Origin of the sequence: Nocardia sp. NPDC002869, from assembly GCF_046764065.1 — a bacterium.
Lineage (GTDB): Bacteria > Actinomycetota > Actinomycetes > Mycobacteriales > Mycobacteriaceae > Nocardia > Nocardia rhamnosiphila.
Map to the genome: position 1 here is coordinate 1 of NZ_JBKOOL010000056.1, position 22807 is coordinate 22807.

Below are 22807 nucleotides of genomic sequence, written 5' to 3' on the forward strand. Positions count from 1 at the left end.
CGAAGCGCATGCGCCGCAGGCGCGAGTCTCGAGGCCGAAACGGCGAGACCAAGGGGGCCTCAACCCCGCGACGCCGAAGGCGGCGCCAAAAAACACAGCACCTTCACGAACATGCCCACCCCTTCACCTTTACGGACAGGGAGCCCACCGCGTCGTCGCTGCTGCTCAATCGGCCGAATGCCGCCCCCGGAGCGGCATGCAGAACGTGCCGCAGAAACGGACCGGCTCGGTTCAGGCAGGCTTCCTGACCTGAACGGCGAGACCAGGGCGCCCTCAACCCCGCGACGCCGCAGGCGCCGCCGAAATTACAGCGGGATGTTCTTGTGGTGGCTGGCCCGGCACGGCGCCGCCGCCAGCGCGGCCGCGATCTTGCTACGTGTATGCGCCGGGTCGATGACCTCGTCGACCACCCCGATCGACACGGCCCGTTCCACCCCTCCGGCGATGGCTTCGTGTTCGGCGGTGAGCCGTTCGTGCAGTGCTTCGCGTTCTTCCTCCGGCGCGGCGGCCAGGGCTTTCTTGTGCAGGATGCCGACGGCCGCCTTCGCGCCCATCACCGCGACCTCCGATCCCGGCCAGGCGTAGACCGCGGTGGCGCCCAGGGAGCGGGCGTTCATGGCGATGTAGGCGCCGCCGTAGATCTTGCGGGTGACCAGCGTGACCCGCGGGACCCGGGCTTCGGCGAAGGCGTGCAGCAGTTTGGCGCCGCGACGGACCACGCCGTCCCATTCCTGGCCGACGCCGGGCAGGTAGCCGGGGACGTCGGTGATGACGACCAGTGGGATACCGAAGGCGTCGCAGAGGCGGACGAATCGGGCGGCTTTCTCGGCGCTCTTGGAGTCCAGGCAGCCGCCCAGCCGCAGCGGGTTGTTGGCCAGGACACCGACGGTGCGTCCGGCCAGGCGGCCGAGGCCGGTCACCATGGAGCGGGCGTAGCCGCCCTGGAGCTCTTCGAAGCTGGATTCGCCGTCGACATTGTCGAGGAGTTCGTGCACCAGCGGTTTGACATCGTAGGCGCGTTTGGCCGAGGCCGGCAGCATGGCCCGCAGGTCGACATTGCCGTGCTCGGCGGCGACGAGGTCGAATTCGCCTTGTTCGGCGAACATCGAGACGAGGCGGCGGGCGCGGTGCACCGCATCGGCTTCGTCGTCGGCGACGATATGGGTGACGCCGGATTTCTTGCCGTGGGTTTCCGGGCCGCCGAGGGTGGCCATATCGACCTGTTCACCGGTGACGCTGCGCACCACATCGGGGCCGGTGACGAAAACGCGACCTTCGGGGGCCATGATCACGATATCGGTGAGCGCTGGACCGTAGGCGGCGCCGCCGGCCGCGAAACCGAGTACCACCGAGATCTGGGGAACCCGGCCCGAGGCGCGGACCATGGCCTCGAACACCAGGCCGACCGCGTGCAGGGCCTCCACACCTTCCGCGAGCCGGGCACCACCGGAATGCCACAGACCGACCACCGGCGCGCCGGAATCGATGGCGGTGTCGATCGCGTCGACGATATGCCGGCAGCCCTCCACGCCCATGGCGCCGCCCATCACGGTGGCATCGGAGCAGTAGGCGACGGTGCGGACGCCGTCGACCTCACCGACGGCCGCGAGCACACCCGACTTGTCGCGCGCATGCAGCGGCAGCACCGTGCCGGGGTCGAAGAAGCGCTGGAGTCGCCCGAGGGGATCACGCGGATCGGTCGCAGTTTCCTGATGGCGGGCCGGAGCGATAGTGGTCATCGCGTTCTCTCCTCGAAAATGTGCGCCCGAAACGCGGGCCACGTGGTGTCGAAGCCCGGACGGGGCCGCCCGGAAGAAACCCGGCGGCCCCGTCTATGGGTCGTCGAACAGTTCGGGCGGACCGTCAGGCCCGGCCGAAGGCGAGCGCGACATTGTGCCCACCGAAACCGAACGAATTGTTGATCGCGTACTCGATCTCCTGGCGCCGGGCTTCGCCCTTCACCACATCGAGGTCGATCTCCGGATCCTGGTTGTCCAGGTTCAGGGTGGGCGGCACGATACCGTCCCGGATGGCCAGCACGGTGAGCACGGACTCCAGCGCGCCGACGGCGCCGATGGAATGTCCGAGCGCCGATTTGGGCGCGTAGACCGAGGCATGGTTGCCGACGGCCTTGTTGATCGCCTTCGCCTCGGCGGTGTCACCGATGGGGGTGGCGGTGGCGTGGGCGTTGATATGGGTGATGTCCTGCTTGGACAGACCCGCGGTCTGCATGGCCCGGGTCATGGCGCGGGCGGCGCCCGTGCCCTCGGGGTCCGGCGCGACCAGGTGGAAACCGTCGGAGGTGATACCGGCGCCCAGCAGCCGGGCGTGGATGGTGGCACCGCGCGCCTTGGCGTGCTCCTCGGTTTCGATGACCATGAGCGCGCCGGCTTCGCCGAAGACGAAGCCGTCGCGGTCCTTGTCGAAGGGACGCGAGGCGCCCTTCGGGTCGTCGTTGCGGGTGCTCATCGCACGCATCATGGTGAACGCGGCGATCGGCACGGCGTCGATGAAACCTTCGACACCGCCGGTGACGACCATATCGGCATCGCCCATGACGATCATGCGCCACGCGTTGGCGATACCTTCCGAGCCCGACGAGCACGCCGAGACCGGAGTGACCACTCCTGCCCGGGCCTTCAGTTCGAGACCGACGACGGCGGACGGCCCGTTCGGCATGACCATCTGAACAGCGAGCGGGGAGATCTTGCGATATCCACCGTTCTTCAGTTTGTCGACCGAATCGATGAGCGCGTCACCGCCACCCAGTCCAGTGCCGATGGCCACACCCAGCCGCTCCGGATCGACTTCCGGACTGCCCGCATTACGCCAGACCTCGCGGCCGAGCACGGTCGCGAGCTGCTCGACATAGGCCATCCGACGGGTCTCGACCCGGCTCAGCAGGCTGTCGGGACGAACTTTCAGATGGCCGCCGATGCGGACCGGTAGGTCGTATTCCTCGACGAAGGAATCCTCGAGAACGTCGATACCGCTCTCGCCGTTGAGGAGACCCTTCCACGTCGCATCGACGTCACCCGCGATCGACGTGGACGCCGCCAGGCTCGTGACGACGACATTCGGGAAGTTCCCGTTCAAGGTGGAAGGAGTGGTCACGGTGTCGGCCCTACTCGGCGTTGTCGAACTTGGCCTTGAGCTCGGCGGCGGTGTCCGCGTTCTCCGCCTCGAGCTTCTGGATGTAGGCGACGGCGTCGCCGACGGTCTTCAGGCTTGCCAGGTCCTCGTCCGGGATCTTGACCCCGTACTTGTCCTCGGTCTGAACCGCGATCTCGACCATGGACAGCGAGTCGATGTCCAGGTCATCGACGAAGGACTTCTCGACGGTCACCTCGGAGGGTTCGATACCCGTAACCTCTTCGATGATCTTGCCGAGTTCCTCGACGATTTGTTCCTGGGTCAGAGCGGCCACTTCGTGGCTCCCTTCTAATTTTCTCGGGTAGGGCTCTACATATTTCTTCGGGCCGAGGCGACGCACGGTTACGTCGCTTCGGTGCCGTGCTCCCGTCGAGGGTTCGTCGGAAACACGGCCGTAGGCAAGCTAGCCGGAGCTCGTGAGCTCGGCGAGCGCGGGGATGTCCTCCGGGGTCTTCAGCGCCAGGTTCGGGGTGCCTTTGAGCTCCCGTTTGGCAATGCCGACGAGGGTTCCCGCCGGTGGCAACTCCGCCACCGCCGAAACACCGGCCTGCCGGACGGTTTCGGTGCACAGGTCCCACCGGACGGGCCGGGTGACCTGCGCGGCGAGCTTAGCCACCGCGTCCGCGCCGGACTCGACCGGCTTGCCGTCGGCGTTCGACAGCAAGGGACGAGCCGGCTCGTGCGGGGTGATCTCGGCGATCGCCGCCGCCACCGCCTGTTGAGCGGGGGCCATGAACTCGGTGTGGAACGCGCCCGCCACGGGAAGCGCCCGTACCCGGGCCTTCTCCGGCGGATTCGCGGCCAGTTCGGCCAGTGCGTCCAGGCGTCCCGCCGCCACGATCTGACCGGTGGCGTTGCGGTTGGCCGGGACCAGTTCCAGTTCTTCGAGCCGCGCCAGCACGGTGGCCTCGTCGCCACCCAGCACCGCGGACATGCCGGTCGGCTCCAGCGCGCACGCCTTCGCCATTTCGGCACCGCGGATGGCTGCCAGCGTAACTGCTTGGTCGGCGGAGATCACGCCGGCGACCGCCGCGGCGGCGAGTTCGCCCACCGAATGGCCGGCCACGATGGTGTCGGCCGGCACCCGCTGTTCGCCTATCTCGGCGAAGGCGAGCAGCGCGGCAGCCACCACGAGCGGCTGGGTCACGGCGGTGTCGGTGATCTCTTCGGCGGTCGCTTCGGTTCCGAGCCGGATCAGATCCAGACCGGATTCCTTCGACCACAGTGCGAGGCGGTCACGAGCGCCGGGCAGGTCGAGCCAGGGCGCGAGCATGCCGGGTGTCTGAGAGCCCTGTCCAGGGGCGAACAACGCGATCACGTACCTAAGAGAACACTGTGAGACCCCATTTGCGAGATGTCGACGTGGATGAAGCTTGCCGACCGCTTTTGTATGGTTTCCACAAAAGCCCGCGTGGTGTGTCCGGATCGACCGAATCGGGGTTCGCGTTACAGCCCGTCCTTGTCCAATGGGACAAAAGAGTCCTCTGAGGTTTGTGATGACGATTCGTTACGAGTTCGTGTCAAACGGCCTACTGTGGCAGCGATTCGTAACACATACGCATCCCGCGGATTGAGCGGATCACGACCGGTTACTTCCCCGATCCGCTTCAGGCGATACCGCACAGTATTTGGATGAACGTACAGTTGACGCGCGCACATCTCGACCGCACCACCGCATTCCAGGTAGGCATCCAGGGTGTCCGCAAGGGCGGAACCGGCAGAAGCCAACGGAAGGACAAGGTACTCGACGAGCGCGTCGACCGCAGCTCGATCGCCGAGCAGCGCCCGTTCGGGCAGTAGTTCCATGGCGTGGACCGGGCGCGGCGCCTCCCGCCAGCCGATCACCGCCTCCATCCCGGCCAGCGCCTCCAGGGCGCTGCTGTGCGCGGCCCCCAGGGTACGCGTGGTCGGCCCGATCACCACCGGGCCGTCCGAGAACGCCTCGGTGAGCAGATCGGCCATGAACGGCGAGGTGTGCAGCGCATCGTCCAGCGGCCCGCTGACCACCATCACCAGCCGGGCCCCCTGCACCACCGCCAGGGCCGCCCGGCCGTGCCGGGCCGCGATGGTGTGCACCGCGCCGACCACCGACACACCCTGATCCCGCGGCGGCGTACCCACCAGGACCGTCGCCGGGGCGGTCGCGTCCCAGTTCAGGGTGGCCGCCCGGGAGAGCATGTCGGGACCGGTGTCGCCGCGCACCACCGCGTCCACCACCAGCGCTTCGAGCCGGGTATCCCAGGCGCCCCGGGATTCGGCCGCGCTGGCGTACACCGAGGCGGCCGCGAAACCGAGCTCACGCCCGTATCGCAGAACCGCCTCGGTGAGCGCGACCAGTTGCCGATCGTTACGCGCCAGCGCGGGCAGCCACTGTTCGAAGAACTCCATGGCCACCCGCACCATGTCCACGGTCTGGCGCAGCGTCAGCCGCCGCGCCAGATCCTGCGGGATGACCTGGAAGGCGTCCAGGCTGAACCGGATATCACTATCCGGGTCCTGGAGCCATTCCAGGAAGTTGACCACCGCGGTCTGCACCAGCATCTGCACGCCGGCGCGCTGCGCGGCGTCCAGATCGGCGAAGAACGGCAGCCGATCCTGCATCGACCCCACGGCTTCGGTGGACAGCCGCCCGGAGAACTGCTTCACGCGTCTGAGCAGCGTGTCCGGTAGTGGGTCGCGGGTCTGCCGGTTCGGCGACAGCGCGCCGGTCGGCAGGTACACCTCGTGCTCGCTGGAGCCCTCGGAGACCCGGCGCGGACGCGGTGGTCTGCGTTCGATCATCGAACCGCCGTCACTCCGCGTCTCCGGCGCCGCCGGCGGTGAACTCCGGCGCGGCCGACACATCGTCGATGCGGTACCGGGCGGCGGCCTCGGCGGCCTTCGCCGGATCCAGCCTGCCGATCCGGCCCAGTCCGGCCAGGGCGGCGACCACGATGGATTCCGCGTCGACATTGAACACCCGGCGCGCGGCCGGCCGGGTATCGGAGAACCCGAACCCGTCGGTGCCCAGCGTGGTGAAATCGCCCGGAACCCATTTACGGATCTGATCCGGTACCGCGCGCATCCAGTCCGTAGCGGCCACGAACGGGCCCTGTGCATCGGCCAGCGCCCGGGCCACGTAAGGCTGCCCCGCATCCTCACCCGGGTGGTGCAGCGCCTCGATCTCGAGTTCGAGGGCCTCCCGGCGCAGCTGACCCCAGGAGGTCACCGACCAGACGTCGGCGGCCACACCCCAGTGGTCGGCCAGCAACTGCTGGGCCCGCAGACCGTCGGGCACGGTGACACCGGAGACCAGGATCTGCGCCCGGACATCACCGGCGCCACCCTTCTTGTACAGGTACAGGCCCTTGAGCAGACCGTCCACGTCGAGATTTTCGGGCTCGGCGGGCTGCTGGTAGGGCTCGTTGTACAGAGTGAGGTAATAGAAGATGTTCTCCCCACCGAACCCGTCCACGCCCGGCGTACCGCCGTACATCCGGCGCAGGCCGTCGCGCACGATATGGGCGATCTCGAAGGAGAACGCCGGATCGTAGGAGACCACCGCCGGGTTCGTCGCCGCCAGCAGCAGGGAATGGCCGTCGTTGTGCTGCAGGCCCTCACCCGTCAGGGTGGTCCGGCCGGCCGTCGCGCCGAGGACGAAACCGCGGGCGAGCTGATCGGCCGCGGCCCACAGCCCGTCACCGGTGCGCTGGAACCCGAACATCGAATAGAAGATGTAGAGCGGGATCATCGGCTCGCCGTGGGTGGCGTAGGAGGTACCGACCGCGGTGAACGACGCGGTGGAACCGGCCTCGTTGATGCCCTCGTGCAGGATCTGCCCGACCGCGCTCTCCTTGTAGGCGAGCATCAGTTCCGCGTCGACCGAGGTGTAGAGCTGGCCGTTGCGGTTGTAGATCTTCAGCGAGGGGAACCACGAGTCCATACCGAAGGTGCGGGCCTCGTCCGGGATGATCGGCACGATGCGCTTGCCGATCTCGGGGTCGCGCAGCAGTTCCTTCATCAGCCGCACCAGTGCCATGGTGGTGGCGACGTTCTGCTTACCCGACCCCTTGCGCACCGATTTGTACGCCTCGTCACCGGGCAGTTTCAGCGGTGCGACGTTCGTCCGCCGCTCCGGCAGGAACCCGCCCAGGGCCTTGCGGCGATCCAGCATGTACTGGATCTCCTTGGTCTCCGGGCCCGGGTGGTAGTACGGGGGCAGGTACGGATCCTTCTCCAGCTCGGCATCGCTGATCGGGATCCGCTGCAGGTCGCGGAAGTCCTTGAGGTCCTGCAGGGTCAGCTTCTTCATCTGGTGGGTCGCGTTGCGGCCCTCGAAATGCTTACCGAGTGTGTAGCCCTTGATGGTCTTGGCCAGGATCACCGTCGGCTGGCCCTTGTGCGCCAGCGCCGCCGCGTAGGCGGCGTACACCTTGCGGTAGTCGTGCCCGCCGCGCTTGAGGTTCCAGATCTCCTGATCCGACAGGTCCTGCACCAGCGCCTTGGTGCGCGGGTCACGACCGAAGAAATGGTCGCGGACGTACGCGCCGTCGTTGGCCTTGTAGGTCTGGTAGTCGCCGTCGGGCGTGGTGTTCATCAGGTTCACCAGCGCACCGTCGCGGTCGGCGCCCAGCAGCGCGTCCCACTCCCGGCCCCAGATCACCTTGATGACATTCCAGCCGGCGCCGCGGAAGAACGACTCCAGTTCCTGGATGATCTTGCCGTTACCGCGGACCGGGCCGTCGAGGCGCTGCAGGTTGCAGTTCACCACGAAGGTCAGATTGTCCAGACCCTCCATGGCCGCCACATGGGCGAGACCGCGCGATTCGGGTTCGTCCATCTCGCCGTCGCCGAGGAACGCCCACACATGCTGATCGGAGGTGTCCTTGATCCCGCGATCGTGCAGGTAGTGGTTGAACCGCGCCTGGTAGATGGCGTTCATCGGACCCAGGCCCATCGACACCGTCGGGAATTCCCAGAAGTCGCTCAGCAGCCGCGGATGCGGATACGACGGCAGCCCCTTGCCGAGGCCGCCGTGGCTGTACTCCTGGCGGAAACCGTCGAGCTGATCGGTGCTCAGCCGGCCCTCGAGGAAGGCGCGAGCATAGATACCGGGCGAGGCGTGACCCTGGATGAAGATCGAATCGCCGCCGCCGGAATGGTCCTTGCCGCGGAAGAAATGGTTGAACCCGACCTCGTAGAGCGCCGCGGAGGACGCGTAGGTGGAGATATGCCCGCCGACGCCGATACCCGGGCGCTGCGCGCGGTGCACCATGATCGCCGCGTTCCAGCGGATCCAGGCCCGGAAGCGCCGCTCGGTCTCCTCGTCGCCGGGGAACCAGGGCTCGTTCTCGGTCGGGATGGTGTTGACATAATCGGTGGACGTCAGCGAAGGAATGGAGACCCGCCGCTCACCGGCGCGTTCGAGCATCCGGAGCATCAGGTAGCGGGCCCGGCCGGGACCTTCGCGCTCGAGCATCTCGTCGAACGACTCGAGCCATTCGCTGGTTTCCTCCGGATCGATATCCGGTAGGTAAGACGCCACTCCTTCACGAATCACGCGGACTCGGCCACCGGCGGGCGCACCGTTGGCGTCGCGAGGGGTGGGAGCGGAACCCGGCACAGCGGATTCCGCCGGGACGCCAGAGTGGATCAGATCGGTCAAAACTGCTCCTCGTACAGGGGGTGGTCGAGCTGATGGCTGCGGTGACCCCGAGTGGCCCGCTGGTGTGCGGATCACTCGTGACGACTTTTCCGGGCGTGCCCGCGCACTCGCGTGGCACGTCCCACATCATCATGTCAGTCGCCGATCCAGTACCGTTCGACAGGCACGTCTCACTGCGGTTACCGAGGAGTCGGGAGGACGATGGAAGGGCTGGACCCGCGCCGGTTCGGGCTGGTGTGCGCCGCGACGGCCCTGGTCGCGGGCGCCGCCGTGGCCGGCTGCGCGCAGCAGGTCGAAGGTATCGCGACACCGAACGCCGCCGAGGCGACCTCCTATCGCGAATACGCCTCGTCCTCGTCCGCCGCCGCCACCTCGTCGCAGATCGCGGCCGCCCGGGACAAGGCCATCTCCGACAACTGCACCCTATTCCCCGGCACCACCGGGGTCGGGGTGAGCAAGTACAACGAGTTCGTCGACGCCCACGACAACGACGCCCCCGACTACGACGCCAAACGCGAGGGCGCCGTGACCGCGCTCGAGGACGCCGCCAAACAGGTCGAGGGCGGAGTGAACACCGCGGGCGTGCAGCTGCCCGAGGAACTGCGGACGAAGTTCGTCGCCTACGTCGACTCGGCCCGGGCTCTCGCCCAGGCCACCCGGGAGATGACCTACACCTCCCCCGTCGGACCGCTCAACGACGCCAGCAAGCGCGTCAACGACGCGCGCAACGCGGTACGCGATGCCTGCCCCAAGTAACCCGGATCGCCCGTCACCAGCGGTTTCGGACGACATAGAAAATTAGACCCACCCGATCGGCTTGCGTTAGGGCCGATAACCATGTTCGCTTGCAGATATCTGTAGTCGGGAGTTGAGGAGGACGCCACCGTGGTCGCCGCGGCGGACGATCAGAATTTCGCTCAGAAGCTTGGCATCACCCACGGAATGGTTGTCCAGGAGCTGGGCTGGGACGAGGACACCAACGACGACCTCCGGGCCGACGTCGAGGAGACCTCCGGCAGTGAACTGCTGGACGAGGACTCCGACGAGGTCATCGATGTCGTCCTGCTGTGGTGGCGGGACGGCGACGGGGACCTGGTCGACGAACTGATGGAGGCGATCGGCCCACTCGCCGACGACGGCTTCATCTGGGTGCTCACCCCCAAGACCGGTAACGACGGCCATGTCGATCCCAGTGAGATCGCCGAGGCCGCACCCACCGCCGGGCTCACCCAGACCTCCGCCATCAAACTCGGCGAATGGTCCGCCAGCCGTCTGGTGCAGCCCAAGGCCCCCACCAAGCAGCGCTGAGCCGCCCATAGCTGTACGCGCGCCCCGGGCCACGGGGTGCGCGCACCCGAGATTTGGAGGATCCTCATGCCCCTCGAGGTCGGCGCCCAGGCACCGGAGTTCACCCTCAAGGACCAGAACAATCAGGAGGTCTCGCTGTCGGACTACCGCGGCGAGAAGAACGTCCTGATCGTGTTCTACCCGCTCGCCTTCACCGGCATCTGCCAGGGCGAGCTGTGCAAGGTCCGCGACGAGCTGCCGCGGTTCCAGAACGACAACACCGAGATCCTCGCGATCTCCGTCGGCCCGCCGCCCACCCACAAGATCTGGGCGGCCGAACAGGGCTACACCTTCCCGCTGCTGTCGGACTTCTGGCCGCACGGCGCGGTGGCCCAGCAGTACGGCGTATTCAACGACGTGACGGGTTTCGCCAACCGCGGCACCTTCGTCGTGGACCGCGAGGGAATCATCCGTTTCGCGGAGATGAACGGCCCCGGAGAGCCCCGTGACCAGGCGGCTTGGGAGAAAGCGCTCGCCGCGCTAGATTCATAGACCGTTCCCCTCGGACACCGTCCGGGGGGCCCGGGCGTATAGCTCAGCGGTAGAGCTCTGGTTTTACACACCAGCGGTCGGGGGTTCGAACCCCTCTGCGCCCACCGGTAAAGTGCCAGCTCAATAGGGTGAAACGAGAACGTTGGTTATGCCCCACGCAGGATTCGTGGGGCAGACAATTGCTACGCACGTTCGAAGAGACGGCCATAAGCACGGGCTACGAGAGGTCGACGTGCTATCTGTTTGGCCGTGGAGGAATCGAGAGAAGGCACGTCAACCGACGATGTGGTGTGGCGTCGCCTGGAAGATCAACTTGACTATTACAGGACTCGATCGAACTCAGCCAAGAACGCATACAAGTCGGTCAAGCTAGTTCAGATCGTTGTAGGGGCCGTCATACCTGTGCTTGCTGCCGTCGGCTCCGCAGGATGGATAACCGCTCTCGTTGCTGCGGTCCCCATTGTGGCCGAAGGCGCGCAGCAGCTTTTTCAGTGGCATAGCAACTGGCTGCGCTGGCGAGCGGCGGCCGAGGCGCTCAAGAACGAAAGCTTCCTGTACATGGCTCAGGTCGGCCCGTACGTCGGGGAGAACCGTCGAAGGACGCTGGCCGAACGCGTCGCCTCGATCACCGAGAGAGAGACCGGCGATTGGGCCGCTAACCGATACAGCGAGATCGAACAGACACCCAGGACTCAAGGGGCACCTCTCGCTTCCGAACCGAGGTAACGATCTTCTCCCCATGCCGATACCGATTGTGTCGTGGATCACTGCGGCGTAAACACTCGCAAGGGCGCGTTCAGCACGACCATCATCCTGGGTCAGGAACTCGAACGCTTCCCGCATAGTCACACGGAGAAGCATCCATGACAGCAAGCTCCCCGGCACCAAGTCCAGGGTCAGAGCCCGACTCCAAACAGGTTTTCGTCATCCATGGACGGAACGATCCTGCGCGCCGAGCAGTATTCGAGTTCCTGCGATCCATCGGCCTACAGCCCATCGAGTGGGCACGCGCACTGGAGATGACAGGAACAGCTTCCCCCTACATCGGTGATGTCTTGAACGCGGCTTTTGCGCAGGCCCAAGCAGTTGTTGTCCTACAGACTCCAGACGACATCGCGTACCTCGACAGCCGGCTGTGTGATGATCCAGATGACCCCGAAACAAGTCCCCAACCCCAGCCGCGTCCAAATGTGCTGTACGAGGCGGGGATGGCGATGGGTCGATCCCCCGAACGGACGGTGATCGTCGAGTTCGGAGATGTAAAAGGGTTCAGCGACATTCATGGCCGGCACACTGTCCGGTTGGATAACTCTGTCGGGAAGCGCCAGATGTTGGCTTCTAAACTTCGAATCGCTGGATGCTCCGTGGATCTAATCGGAACGGACTGGCATACCGCAGGCGATCTGACTCCCCCCACCGGACCTGGGAACGGATTGCCAATCGGAAAGAAGATCCCGCAGCAGCAAGGACCGCGAGAGCCACGGCTTGACGCACGCTACATCGACCGCGGTGGAAACAAAATCGGCGTGATCGAGATCGTCAATCACGGGCCCGGTGACGTCTATGACCTAAACGTGGTCGACCTTCCCGGTGGTGGTCGTGGAGACCTACGGAGCAACGGCGCATTGCCGATTCCGAAGCTTCCTGCCGGAAAGCCAGTTGCCGTTCTCGATTTTCTCGGCAACAAGGGCTGGGGCGACCGTCAAGCTCACCTGACTATCAAGGCCGTAGGCAAGACCGCCGAAGGCACTCCGATCGAGCAGGACCTTTTCGTCAGCCTCGGGGCGGTGTAGGGCCATGTATGTCTCTATTCCCGCCGACCAGGACGGTTTCCTGCGGCGCGAGTGCCCCCACTGCAACGCGCAGTTCAAATGGCATCTCGGTCCTGTGGACGGTAGCGAACCGGATGCTTCCCCAGAGGTCTACTTCTGTCCGCTGTGCGGCCAGTCCGCCTCGCCCGATTCTTGGTGGACAGAGCAGCAACTTGAGTACGCACGAGACTCCGCAACACCGGAGATTCTCCGTCAGTTGGCAAGCGAGACCGGGCTGACCATCGACCAGGTCAAGAGTGCACCACCCGCACTTACCGAACCCAACGACATGCAGATCGTGGCTTCTCCGTGTCACGACCACGAGCCTATAAAGGTGCCAGAGGAACTCAGAGGACCTTTTCATTGCCTCGTGTGCGGTGAACCGTTCGCGATCTAGCGACCATGAAGCCAACTTCATGAGATGGCACAGCTAGGCTCAGAAATTGATTGATGAGGTGACGCAAGTCTTGGTCGACGCCGCATCCGTCGCGGTCCGGCCGCGGTTCCGGCGGCTGGCAGAGTATGAGATCGCAGAGAAGGCACCGAACGATCTAGTCACCGTGGCCGACATTGAAGCCGAGCAGCTGATCTCACGCGGACTTGGTGAGGTTCTGGACATCCCGGTGGTCGGAGGGGAAGCGACGGCCACCGACCAGCTCTGCGTCAGAGAGCCGAGCTACCGGCGGGGATCGTGCGATCCCCGCCGGTCGAGATTTCGGAGACTTCAACGCGTCGGCCAGATCAGACACCACAGCAGCACCAGGAGCGGAATCCCGGCGGCAACCGACAAGCCCAGGGAGATCATCCGCGCTACCGTCCGTCCCGGCCAGGTTCCGGAGCTGTGGTGGGCCAGTCGAACCCGCGTGGATACAGCCGCATGGGGGTGATGAGCACGGCCACGTCGGTGACGGCGTCCCGATACGCGTCCACATGCGCAAACGACGGCACCACGACCGCCGAGGCGTTGTGCTCATAGACCGTGCTGACCACGATGAGCGCTGAGGCCAGCGGCCCGGTATCGAGGAACACTGTCCACACCATGCGATACCCGTGCCGCTCCGCGAGTTTGCCGATATCCGCACCGCTGTGTCCATCCAGGTCCTTGCGGACCAGTCCCACTGCTCGCTGTGCTTCACACATTGTTCGCCCCGTCCAGAGTTCCGTGCTGGTTCGGCACCCGGCACCGGGGGGCTTTTCGCCACCAACTGCCTCCCGTCGGGCAGGCGGTGCGCCGCGTAAGGGGTGCGACGTCGCCCCGGCGCCGGGTACCAAAGGGAACGTAGGCCCCGGAAATCGTTTGGAACGGCGTCAGATACGCCACCTCTTCTGGAATATGTGGAGATCGGTATATCGTGCGATCAGGCGCGAGACCCTTGGTCAGAATCCATCCCGCGCGAGGTACCGACAAGGCTTGTGCCACAACGGAACGGAGGATGGGATGTCTGTGACCATCGGTGCAACCATCCGGCGAATACGCAAGTCCAGCGGCCTCACCCAGTCGGAGCTCGGCGCGCTCATCCATTTCACCCAGCCCGCCGTATCGCAGCTCGAGCACGATGGGCCCGCCGCTTACGATGTCCGCGTCTTGCGACGCGTAGCGATAGCATTGCAGGTCCCGCTCAGTGCATTGCTGCCGTCCGACGAGGAGGCGGAGTTGAAACGACGCCAGTTCTTCCAGGCCGGAGTGGTCGGTGCGACTGCAGCAAGGGCTGCCGATCGCGGGCAGCGAACGAGCTCGATCGGAGCAACCCGCACAAGGATCGGCATGTCCGATGTCGAACGAATTGTCAGGGGCATAGACCGGCTACACGAACTCCAATTGGTGGCCGGCGGCGACCGTCTGTGCGAGCTGGCCGCGAATCAGTCCCGCTATGTGCAGCATCTGCTCGACCACGGCGACTACTCGGACCAGGTGGGCGCGACCCTGGCCAGTGCAGGTGCGGAGACGATGACAGCAGCCGGCTGGATCCATTACGACGCCGGTCGTTGGGATGACGCCAAACGCTACTATGCCGACGCTGCCCAGGCCGCCACGGCCACAGGCGACGGGGTGGCCGCCGCGCATGCTTGGATAAATGCGTGCCTGCTCTCGTGTCGGGAGGGGTCCCGCCCGAGGGAAGGCATCAAGCTGGCCGAGGCGGCGCAGTTGGTTGCGCGGCGTGAGGGTGGCCCCAAACTTCGTGCACTGGCCGCTATTCGAGAAGCTGAAGCCCATAGCACCATGGGTAACCGGTCGGAGATGGTGTCAGCGGTTGGTCGTGCCCATCGCGCCTACGAGTCGACCAGGGGACGTGATCCCGGCTATCTTGCGCACCTGCCCGAAGCGCAGCTCAGCGGTCTGACGGGATTGGTGTTCATGCGGATCGGCAGCCACCGGGAAGCCACCACGTACCTGCGGGCCGCGATCGAAGGCTCTGCCGCCTACCCTCGGGAAACCATTGCCTGGCAGATCAGGCTCGCCCAGAATCACGTGCAGTCGGGCTCCATCGCCGACGGCTGCGTGCTGTTGACCGACCGTTTCGACGCGGTCAGTTCAGTCGCTTCCACGCGATTGCACGCGGCCCTCCAAGGGATCGTGTCAGCTGTCCGTCCGCACAGCGCGGTGCGAGAGGCACGCGAGCTGATGGGTATGTGGACTGCCCGATCATGACCGGCGGGCGATCCGAAGAGACTCCGCTACACGTGCGCTGAGCAGTTCGTACCGTCTGCGTGTGCCGTCATAGGACAGACAGTATTCCCGCGTCGACGGCATTCCCCTGGGCTTGGGTATCGGTGACGTGAATCTGGTGCCAGCAGGGAACTGCTGTGCGGTCAGGTCGACAGTCTGTCCGTCGATGCGGTTGAGGTAGTGCGAAACCGTTTCGCCGCTGGGCAGCGTGGCGACCGTGTGGAGAATTTCTCCCCCGAGATAGTCGTGCACGACGCAAGCCGTCACCGCGCACTGGCCCTTTGCCGGAGAGCCGGTCCGCTCGGCCGGTGCACTGCTGGTTTCCGCCGACCACGATGATCGGATCGCATCGCTGAGGACGTCCAGGGTGACGGTACCCATACAGGGAGAATACGTCGACGCCCCAGTCGGCTGGTCCGACGCAGTTCAGCCCGCCACGGCTTCGGGCCGGTCCACGCCCGACTACGGCACGTCTCCCCGGCTGCCCACGGCAGGCAGCACATAGGAGAAACGCCGCACCCGCGGTAGCCACAGCTGCAACTCGGTGAGGTCGGTCAGGTCGGTGACCCCCGCTACCCGGGCCAGCCCCTCGTGCAGACGGTGCCACTGGCCGATCCGGCCCGGCGGCAGCGTTCCGGCGACACGGTTCACCCATCCGTCGTCGCGGGGGCGCGGTTCCAGATCGGCGACGAACCGGTGCAGCGGGGTGCCGGGTGGTCGGTGCGCGAGTCCACCGTCGATCCCGTCCCCCGGTCTCGCCGGCCCGTCGAGGACCACACCGAGCACCTGCGTCCCGGCGGTGAGCAGGCCCAACAGAACGATCACGGCCTGGTATTCGCCCGGCTGCCCGTCCGATCCGAGGAAGCGCGACGCTTCGGAGAGATCGCGGGTGGCGCGGACCATCCGATACAGGTTGACAAGACGTTTCGCCGCGCGCGGTGTCTCGATCAGCGTGTCCAATGCCGCGAGCAGGGTGATCTCGGCTTCGGTCATCGGCCGTGGCGGCGGCGTGCGGGGCCCTTGCTGCTCTTGCCGGTCGACCTCGGATCCACGTTCGACCGTGATCACGCCGGTGGTCACGGGCTCGATCGCCGGCGGCGCCGGTACGGGCGGTGGCGTATACCCGGCCGGGTCCACCGCGGGGACCGGCACGGGATCGGGTCCGCTGATCGAGCGGAGCAGGCGGCCCAGACCGTCCGGCGACATCGCCGGCAGAACCAGCGGGATATTGAGGATCTTCTCGAGGTAGTCCTCCGGTGTGCGCCCGAACGCGTCCGGGTCCTCCTCGGTGTCCATCGCCAGCAGATCGGAATAGCTGCTGCGCAACGAGCGCAACAACCACCGCGGGTCCACGCCGATCACGACCACGAACAGTTCGAAGGCCAGCAGCAGGTGTACCGCCTGCAGTACCTCGACCACCTGCGCCGGCCGGCACCGGTCCAGATCGTCGATATAGAGGACGATCCGGTCGACCGGACGCCGGGAGCGGTCCCATTCCTGGTCGCTGGCGCGCCATTCCACCATCAATTCGACGAGCTGTTCGAAATCCTTGCGGACCGTGGAGACCAGCCCGAGACTGCCCGAGTAGTCGTCGCTGCGCGCCCGGTCGGCGATGAAACTGTGCAGGCGCCGCCCCGGCGCGAGCTGGGCGAGCTGCCGGCCGAGCTCCCCCACCTGGGTGACGACCTCGTCCAGTTGCGCTTGCGCCACCCGCTGTCGCGCCTCGGCGGCCCGCAGCCGGTCCAGCGTGTCCGACATCTGTTCGGCCACCGCCGTGTCGGCCGCGCCGCGCAGACCGGTGTGCAGTTCCCCGGCTATCTCTCGCAGCGTCTGCAACCCGGTGCGCGCCCGGACGAGCAGCGCGACCCCCGTGCCGGCGCACGCACCGAAGAGCGCGACTGCCGCGGCCAGCCAGTCCCGCAGGGCCGGTGCGAGGACTGCCCCCAGCAGGCCGGTGAGCATGATGACGGCCGCTGCCGCCAGCGCGATCCGGCCGCGCCGATCGGCCGGAACCCGCCGCAACGCCTCGGCTTCGGTCAGGGTGCCGTGCATCTCCTCGGCCAGCAGCCTGGCCCGGGCGGTCTCGTCGGTCAGGCCGAGCCGGCGCCACAGACCGTCGACGCGGCCCCGGAACGATTCGGAGTTGCGCAGCGCTACCAGAAGATCACCGGCGGTCGTTTCACGCGTCGCCGTGGCCTCATCGATCTCCGCGCGCAGTGCCGCCGCGGTATCGCCGGCTTCGCGGGTGGCGATCTCGAGTTGTCTGCGCTGGTCGACCCGGTGGGCGAGTTCCCGGCGGATCCGCTCCGCCCGCTCCCGCGAACCGGGCTCGGAACCGGCGAGCTGCCGGAAGATCTCGTCGCCGAGGCTGGCCCACAGATTGCTGTCCGTGTAGTGCCAGGCGTTGAAACCGATCTGCACGATCTCGGTGCAGTACCGTTCGCCGGTTCCGGCCAGACCGTCGATCCGGTCCCGCAGCATCGCCATGAAATAGCTCTTGCCCGAACCCCACGCCCCGAAGACGCCGACCGACAGCGGCAGTGGTGTCTCGCGGTCGGCGATCACGGTGGCCAGCATGGACACATACGGTCCGACGCCGAGTTGGTCACGTTCCAGCGGGATCCCGATATTCGGATCGACCAGATCGGCGGACAGGCTACCGGCCAGGCCGCCGGACAGATCGGGTACCGACCGGGCGAATTCCGCCGCAATGGCCGCCGCCTCGCTCTGCTCACGGCAGAAGAAGACGAGGCCGTCCAATCGCTGCCCGGGCGTGGCCGACGCGGATTCCACCGCGGCGGAGACCACCGCCGCCGCGACCTCTGTTTCGGGCCGGTTCAGAGCCCCGGCTGTGAGCAGTGGCAGTCCGAGAATCTTCGTGCCGCCGCCGACCGCGGTCCGGATGGCTTCCCGGACGGCCACCCGGAGGATGTCGTCCGCCAACTCGCTCTCGTCGCCGCCGGTCTCACGCGGGTTGACCAGCAGCGCCTGTTCCGGCCGCGTGGACGAGAGCGCGAAGAATCGTGGGCGGCGGGCGTCGATCAGCTCGTACAGGATCGCATTCCACGCCGCGTCCGGATATGCCTCGCGGAGCGCGTTCCCGAGCGCACCGAACCCGGCTCCTACCGACACCGCGATCGTATCGATGTCGAGTTCCCAGGGGCGATTCGTCAGTGCCAACGAGAACCGCGTCCCGCCGATCACACCGAGTTCGGTGATGTCGACGGCGTCCGATGTTGTCATTGTTCAATCCCCCTGTGTGGTGCGCAAGGGTCGAGTATGCCACCGGCGGGCACGAGACGCGCTCGGGCACAACCCTTATCGTTGGGGCCGGATCGGCCGCCGGAGCCTTGCCACCGCAGGACCACCAAGAGCCGAGCGGGGCGTCCTGTCCGGGTACGTCCAGCGAGACCATCCTGCTCGGTAGGTCGAATCCGGCAAGCTCGCCCGAGCGTCACAATGCGATCAGGTTCCTGGGCCGAGGGTTGCGCACCGGGCCATGATCCGGGCATTCACCGCGCCGAGGCAACATGACCAGGAGCACAGCACTACGGTCGAACGACCACCCGGTACCGCCTTATCGGGCGTCCGCATACGGGCTGTCCGTCCGCACGACACGCACCGGCTCCCGGTCCACTCCCCCGCGCAGGTACGGGGAGCGCAGGGCCGGCAGGATCGCGGCGACCGCGAGTACGGCGAGCACGATTCCGAGGACCAGCGGCGCCCGGAGTCCGTGCCCGGGCAGGAGGCTCGAACCGACGGCCGAGCCGAGGATCACGCCGAGTGTGATGAAGGAGGTGTGCACCGTGTTCACCAGGACCCCGGTGCCGCCCGCGCGCTGCACCCGCACGGCCATGGCCGGGTTCATCGTCACGCCGACGAGCACGATTCCGAGCATGAACACCACTGCCGCGGGCTTGAAGTCGGTCCAGGCCGCGAAACCGGTGAGGAACACGATATTGAGCAGTGTGCCGATCAGCAGCGTGGCGACGGTGTGGCGATCCGCGAAGCGGCCCACGACGGCATTGCCCACCACCGTCGCGGCACCGTAGGCCAGGAGCAGCGGGGGCACCGCGCTGTCGGCGAATCCGCTGATCCGGGTGAGGACCGGGGTGAGGAAGCTGAAGACGGAGAAGGTCGCGCCGATGATCAGGGTGCTGGAGACGAGGGCGAGCAGCAGTTGGGGGCGGCGGAAAGCACGGAGTTCGGCGGCCGGTGACGCGGCGGCCGTGCTGTCTCCGGCACCCGGCCGGCCCGGGTCGCGGACGAAGGCCAGGGTGAGGGCCGCGGCGAACGCGGTGAGCACGGCTACCGTCCAGAAGGCCGCCGGCCAGCCGAGGCGGCCCCCGATGAAGGTGGCCAGCGGCAGTCCGAGCAGGGTGCCCAGCATGAGTCCGCTCATCGCCACGGATACCGCGCGACCCCGGAACTGTTCGTCGACCAGCCGCATGCACAGCGATACCGCGAGACCGAAGAACGCCTGGGCGGCGACGCCGGTGACGATCCGGGCAACCACCATCACCGCGTACGAGGAGGCGAGGGCCGCCAGCAGGTTTCCGGCGAGGAAGATCGCGAAGACGATCATGAGCGCGGGTTTCGGGGATATCCGCAGCAGCGCCGCGACGAGTAGCGGACCGCCGAGGGCCATGGCGGCGGCGAAAACCGTGACGAGGTAGCCGATTCGGTCGATACCGGTGTGCAGGCTCTCGGCCAGTTGGGGCATCAGGCCGGCGTCCGCGAATTCGCTGGTCACCATGGCGAAAATACCGGCGGCCAGAACGTAGACGGCGGCGGGGACCGCGGCGGTGCGCGCGGCGGGGAGGGTCGGTGACACGGGGCCGCGGCGCCCCGGACCCGGCCCGTTCGGCCTCCTCGGCCACGACCCGGCGCAACAGCACCTCGATACGTTCGACGGTGCCGAGGGAACCATCACCGATGACCTCCCTCCGCGCGCGCCAGGGTGCTGTCCAGATAGACATCGAGGCACTGCGCGAAGAGTTCGTCCTTGCTACCGAAGGTGTTGTAGAGGCTGCTGCGTCCCAGGCCCGTGGCCCGGCAGAGATCCTCCGCGCTGGTGGCGTGCAGGCCGGCGCGCTGGAACTGACTCGTGGCGGCCGCGAGCACCTTCTCGTGTTCGAAGCTGCGTGGTCTGGCCACCGGTGGCGTCCAGCGTTTTCGGTCGCGTGCAGGACGATACCGAGCGAGAATCGGCAGTGTGCCCGACGGGATCATCCGCGCCATGCGCGAAGTACTTCAACGTGCGAAGAACCTCGTCCCGGATGTGGCGAAACTCAGGTCTCGACCGCCACGATCGGTGAGCGAGAAGGCGCACGGTGCCGCGAATACGGTCAGCGATACCGATCACGATCTGCGCGGACCGATCGATGATCTTGCGCCGCCCGAGATCGATCCCGCCCCGGCACCCACGCGACGAATACGCGTCGTTTCGGGGCTCGGCGATGATATCGATGGCCTGGTGGCGTGTTCTCGTTCGTTGACACGGGATATCCATGGTCTACAGCAGCGGGGATGGACATTCGAGCGTGGAGGCCTGGACGCCTACACCGACCACACGAGTAAGAAGATCACCGTGCCCGATGCCGAAGCCATCGATATCGAGGAGGGATACCGTGAAATGCCCATCGGCTCCGCTGAGATGACTCGTCACCTGGCGCAACAGGTGGAATATGCCCGCAGAAGCGATCTGATACGCACCATCGCGCCACCGGGACTCGATGAAATAGATGACAAACGGGGGTGGGCCGATCGCCAGGTACAAAAACTGGTGGAGCGCGATACCGCCTCATATTTGGCGGCCGCGCGGGCGCGCCGTGAAATATTGGAAGAGAGCGGAGTCGATATCGACGAGAGATACTCCCATGACCCGGTGACGACCCAGGCGCAGAACATCGAGCGTTCCATGAACTGGCAGGACGGCCTTCGAGAACTGAGTCATACGGTCGGCGACCAACCGTTTCCGGAGTCCGGGCCGTTCGGGCCGGGCCGGCGGGAAGATCACACCATTGTGGTGGAACAGATGTGGGAAAGTTTCCGCGGACAGCAGGGCGAGTCGTGAAGGGCCGGTCTCCGTGGAGCCCGGCGCCCACAGCCTATCCGCGCTTCGCTACCAGTGGGTTATCGAGATTACGAGAGTGGTAACCGAGGTGCCGGCGCGCCCGGCCCGCACCACCCCGGCCCGCCGGAGTCGAACCGCCGGACGAGTGGGCCGCGAAGTAGGGGCGGGCCGCCCAGGCCGGTCCACCGTGCGATGGACCGGACCTATCGCAGACGTGCCCTCACACAGCCATCGGCGGGATCGGGACGAAGACAACGGGCAAGCACGCCAGCGAGCGATGATAGGGCCCGGGCCGCCACTGCAGATCCTCGACAGGGACCGCCAATTTCATCTCGGGCAGCGCATCGAGCAGTTGATCTATCGCCGCGCGAGCGATGGTAGAGGAAAGATCCTTCGCCGGGCAGGTGTGGGGGCCGGCGCCCCAGGCGAGATGGGACCGATTCGCAGTGAAGTCTCCGGAATGCACTGCGGAATCGTTGTTGCACGCGGACATGCTGATCAGCACAGGCTGATGCGCGGGTAGCCACACCCCGTCGATGAGAATCGGCTGCCGCGGATAACTGAAACAGAAGTTCGCCAGAGGAGGATCAGTGAACAGCAACTCATCCAGTGCATCGGCGGTCGAGAGACTACCGCTGATCATTTCGCCGCCGAACCGGTCGTCGGTCAGCATGAGTCGCAGGGTATTCAAGATGAGGTTGACCGTCGGTTCGATCCCTGCCCCGTAGATGACGACCAGTTGGTGGATCACCTCCTCCTGGGTCAGTTCCGCGCTGTGCGCGATCATTCGAGTGGTGATGTCGTTACCGGGCTCGGCGATCTTGTGCATGGTCTGCTCGTACAGCGCCGATTCCAATATCACGTTGCCCTCTTCGGCATCTGCGGAGATATCGAATATGCTGGTCATGCCCTGCGCGACACGCGCCCCGATATCGGACGAGCAGCCGACCAGAGTGTTGAGGACCTCGAAGACGAGGGGGTGCACGAACTGAGCGAGCAGATCGGCGTGTCCGGCGGCGCAGAAGCCGTTGATCAGCGGCACCGCGATCTTTTCGACCAACGCCTGGGTGGTGTGCAGGTCGATCCCGTTGATAGCGAATGTGTTGGCCGAGCGCAGCCGAGCATGAGCTGCTCCGGTGTTACGCAACGCATTCGGCCGCCACTGCAACATCGGCCGCACGGGACAGTCGAGCGGCACATTCGCCTCCCAGGCCCGAGGGTCCGCCGGGAAGTGCTCGGGGTCGTGCAGTATTCGCTTCGCGGTCTGGTAATCGACCACGAGAGTGGCCGGAACACCCGGTGCGATCTCCACGGGAACCAGTGATCCGTAGCGGGCTCTCAGCTCCCGGTATACGCGCTGGGGATCCGAGGCGAATTCCTTGGTGTATATGGCTACTCGCGGGTCATCACCATCGATCACCGAACTGGGCGCGATCGGGCGGCCGTCATAGGAAGACAGCGGCGTTTCCGGCGGCTGAGGTGTGGGCACAGGAAGACTCCAGGTGTTTCAACAGTGACAAACGAAATATGACGCGGGTTGCCGACCTGGACTCAGGACCGGCCGGCGCGGGACACTCCGGCAAGGCAGGTGTCGTTGTTCGTCATACCGCCGGACA

General features: G+C 66.2%; 19 protein-coding genes and 1 tRNA gene. 8 read left to right on the forward strand and 12 right to left on the reverse strand.

What is annotated here, in order from left to right:
- Positions 1-305: 305 nt before the first annotated feature.
- The 6 genes from ACLML9_RS13070 to aceE form a co-directional block, all read right to left on the reverse strand.
- Complete coding sequence (locus tag ACLML9_RS13070) at positions 306-1739, reverse strand: acyl-CoA carboxylase subunit beta (RefSeq protein WP_411945769.1); 1434 nt, start codon at positions 1737-1739, stop codon at positions 306-308.
- Between the two features lie 124 nt (positions 1740-1863).
- Entirely contained in the window at positions 1864-3114 is a 1251-nt protein-coding gene (locus tag ACLML9_RS13075; protein WP_030524038.1) for a KasA/KasB family beta-ketoacyl-ACP synthase, read from the reverse strand.
- A gap of 10 nt (positions 3115-3124) precedes the next feature.
- Positions 3125-3427, reverse strand: a complete 303-nt coding sequence (gene acpM, locus ACLML9_RS13080; protein ID WP_030524039.1) for a meromycolate extension acyl carrier protein AcpM — start codon at positions 3425-3427, stop codon at positions 3125-3127.
- A gap of 129 nt (positions 3428-3556) precedes the next feature.
- Complete coding sequence (locus ACLML9_RS13085) at positions 3557-4471, reverse strand: ACP S-malonyltransferase (protein WP_411945770.1); 915 nt, start codon at positions 4469-4471, stop codon at positions 3557-3559.
- 128 nt (positions 4472-4599) lie between these two features.
- Positions 4600-5934, reverse strand: a complete 1335-nt coding sequence (locus ACLML9_RS13090) for a PucR family transcriptional regulator (protein WP_411945771.1) — start codon at positions 5932-5934, stop codon at positions 4600-4602.
- A 10-nt stretch (positions 5935-5944) separates the two neighbouring features.
- Positions 5945-8755 (reverse strand): pyruvate dehydrogenase (acetyl-transferring), homodimeric type, encoded by a 2811-nt coding sequence (gene aceE, locus ACLML9_RS13095; RefSeq protein ID WP_411945788.1) that lies wholly within the window; start codon positions 8753-8755, stop codon positions 5945-5947.
- Positions 8756-8998: 243 nt separating this feature from the next.
- Between aceE and ACLML9_RS13100 the strand changes: the two genes are divergently transcribed.
- The 6 genes from ACLML9_RS13100 (at position 8999) to ACLML9_RS13125 (ending at position 12429) form a co-directional block, all read left to right on the forward strand.
- A complete protein-coding gene (locus ACLML9_RS13100) occupies positions 8999-9553 on the forward strand; it encodes a hypothetical protein (RefSeq protein WP_411945772.1) in 555 nt (184 codons plus the stop codon).
- A gap of 129 nt (positions 9554-9682) precedes the next feature.
- The gene (locus ACLML9_RS13105; RefSeq protein ID WP_030524044.1) at positions 9683-10105 is read left to right on the forward strand and encodes a DUF3052 domain-containing protein; all 423 of its coding nucleotides are present in this window, start codon (positions 9683-9685) and stop codon (positions 10103-10105) included.
- Positions 10106-10171: 66 nt separating this feature from the next.
- Entirely contained in the window at positions 10172-10636 is a 465-nt protein-coding gene (locus ACLML9_RS13110; RefSeq protein ID WP_063059853.1) for a peroxiredoxin, read from the forward strand.
- A 32-nt stretch (positions 10637-10668) separates the two neighbouring features.
- A tRNA-Val gene (locus ACLML9_RS13115) sits at positions 10669-10740 on the forward strand.
- A gap of 145 nt (positions 10741-10885) precedes the next feature.
- Positions 10886-11362, forward strand: coding sequence for a DUF4231 domain-containing protein (locus ACLML9_RS13120; RefSeq protein ID WP_411945789.1), 477 nt, complete (start codon positions 10886-10888; stop codon positions 11360-11362).
- Between the two features lie 137 nt (positions 11363-11499).
- The gene (locus tag ACLML9_RS13125) at positions 11500-12429 is read left to right on the forward strand and encodes a TIR domain-containing protein (RefSeq protein ID WP_411945773.1); all 930 of its coding nucleotides are present in this window, start codon (positions 11500-11502) and stop codon (positions 12427-12429) included.
- An 828-nt stretch (positions 12430-13257) separates the two neighbouring features.
- Here ACLML9_RS13125 and ACLML9_RS13130 read toward each other — a convergent pair.
- Entirely contained in the window at positions 13258-13587 is a 330-nt protein-coding gene (locus tag ACLML9_RS13130; RefSeq protein ID WP_411945774.1) for a hypothetical protein, read from the reverse strand.
- 298 nt (positions 13588-13885) lie between these two features.
- On the opposite strand from ACLML9_RS13130, the gene ACLML9_RS13135 reads away from it, so the two are divergent.
- Complete coding sequence (locus ACLML9_RS13135; RefSeq protein WP_411945775.1) at positions 13886-15097, forward strand: helix-turn-helix domain-containing protein; 1212 nt, start codon at positions 13886-13888, stop codon at positions 15095-15097.
- Here ACLML9_RS13135 and ACLML9_RS13140 read toward each other — a convergent pair.
- The 4 genes from ACLML9_RS13140 to ACLML9_RS13155 form a co-directional block, all read right to left on the reverse strand.
- Positions 15092-15496: a hypothetical protein gene (locus ACLML9_RS13140; RefSeq protein WP_411945776.1), complete on the reverse strand. Its 405-nt coding sequence runs from the start codon at positions 15494-15496 to the stop codon at positions 15092-15094. The two genes, ACLML9_RS13135 and ACLML9_RS13140, sit on opposite strands and share 6 nt — an antisense overlap.
- A gap of 81 nt (positions 15497-15577) precedes the next feature.
- Positions 15578-18358 (reverse strand): P-loop NTPase fold protein, encoded by a 2781-nt coding sequence (locus ACLML9_RS13145; protein WP_411945777.1) that lies wholly within the window; start codon positions 18356-18358, stop codon positions 15578-15580.
- A 334-nt stretch (positions 18359-18692) separates the two neighbouring features.
- Positions 18693-19949 (reverse strand): MFS transporter, encoded by a 1257-nt coding sequence (locus ACLML9_RS13150; RefSeq protein WP_411945778.1) that lies wholly within the window; start codon positions 19947-19949, stop codon positions 18693-18695.
- A gap of 95 nt (positions 19950-20044) precedes the next feature.
- A complete protein-coding gene (locus tag ACLML9_RS13155) occupies positions 20045-20272 on the reverse strand; it encodes a TetR/AcrR family transcriptional regulator (RefSeq protein WP_411945779.1) in 228 nt (75 codons plus the stop codon).
- Positions 20273-20429: 157 nt separating this feature from the next.
- On the opposite strand from ACLML9_RS13155, the gene ACLML9_RS13160 reads away from it, so the two are divergent.
- Entirely contained in the window at positions 20430-21191 is a 762-nt protein-coding gene (locus ACLML9_RS13160) for a hypothetical protein (protein ID WP_411945780.1), read from the forward strand.
- 220 nt (positions 21192-21411) lie between these two features.
- Here the strand turns inward: ACLML9_RS13160 and ACLML9_RS13165 are convergent, their stop codons facing one another.
- Positions 21412-22251, reverse strand: coding sequence for a cytochrome P450 (locus ACLML9_RS13165; RefSeq protein WP_411945781.1), 840 nt, complete (start codon positions 22249-22251; stop codon positions 21412-21414).
- Positions 22252-22807 lie beyond the last annotated feature (556 nt).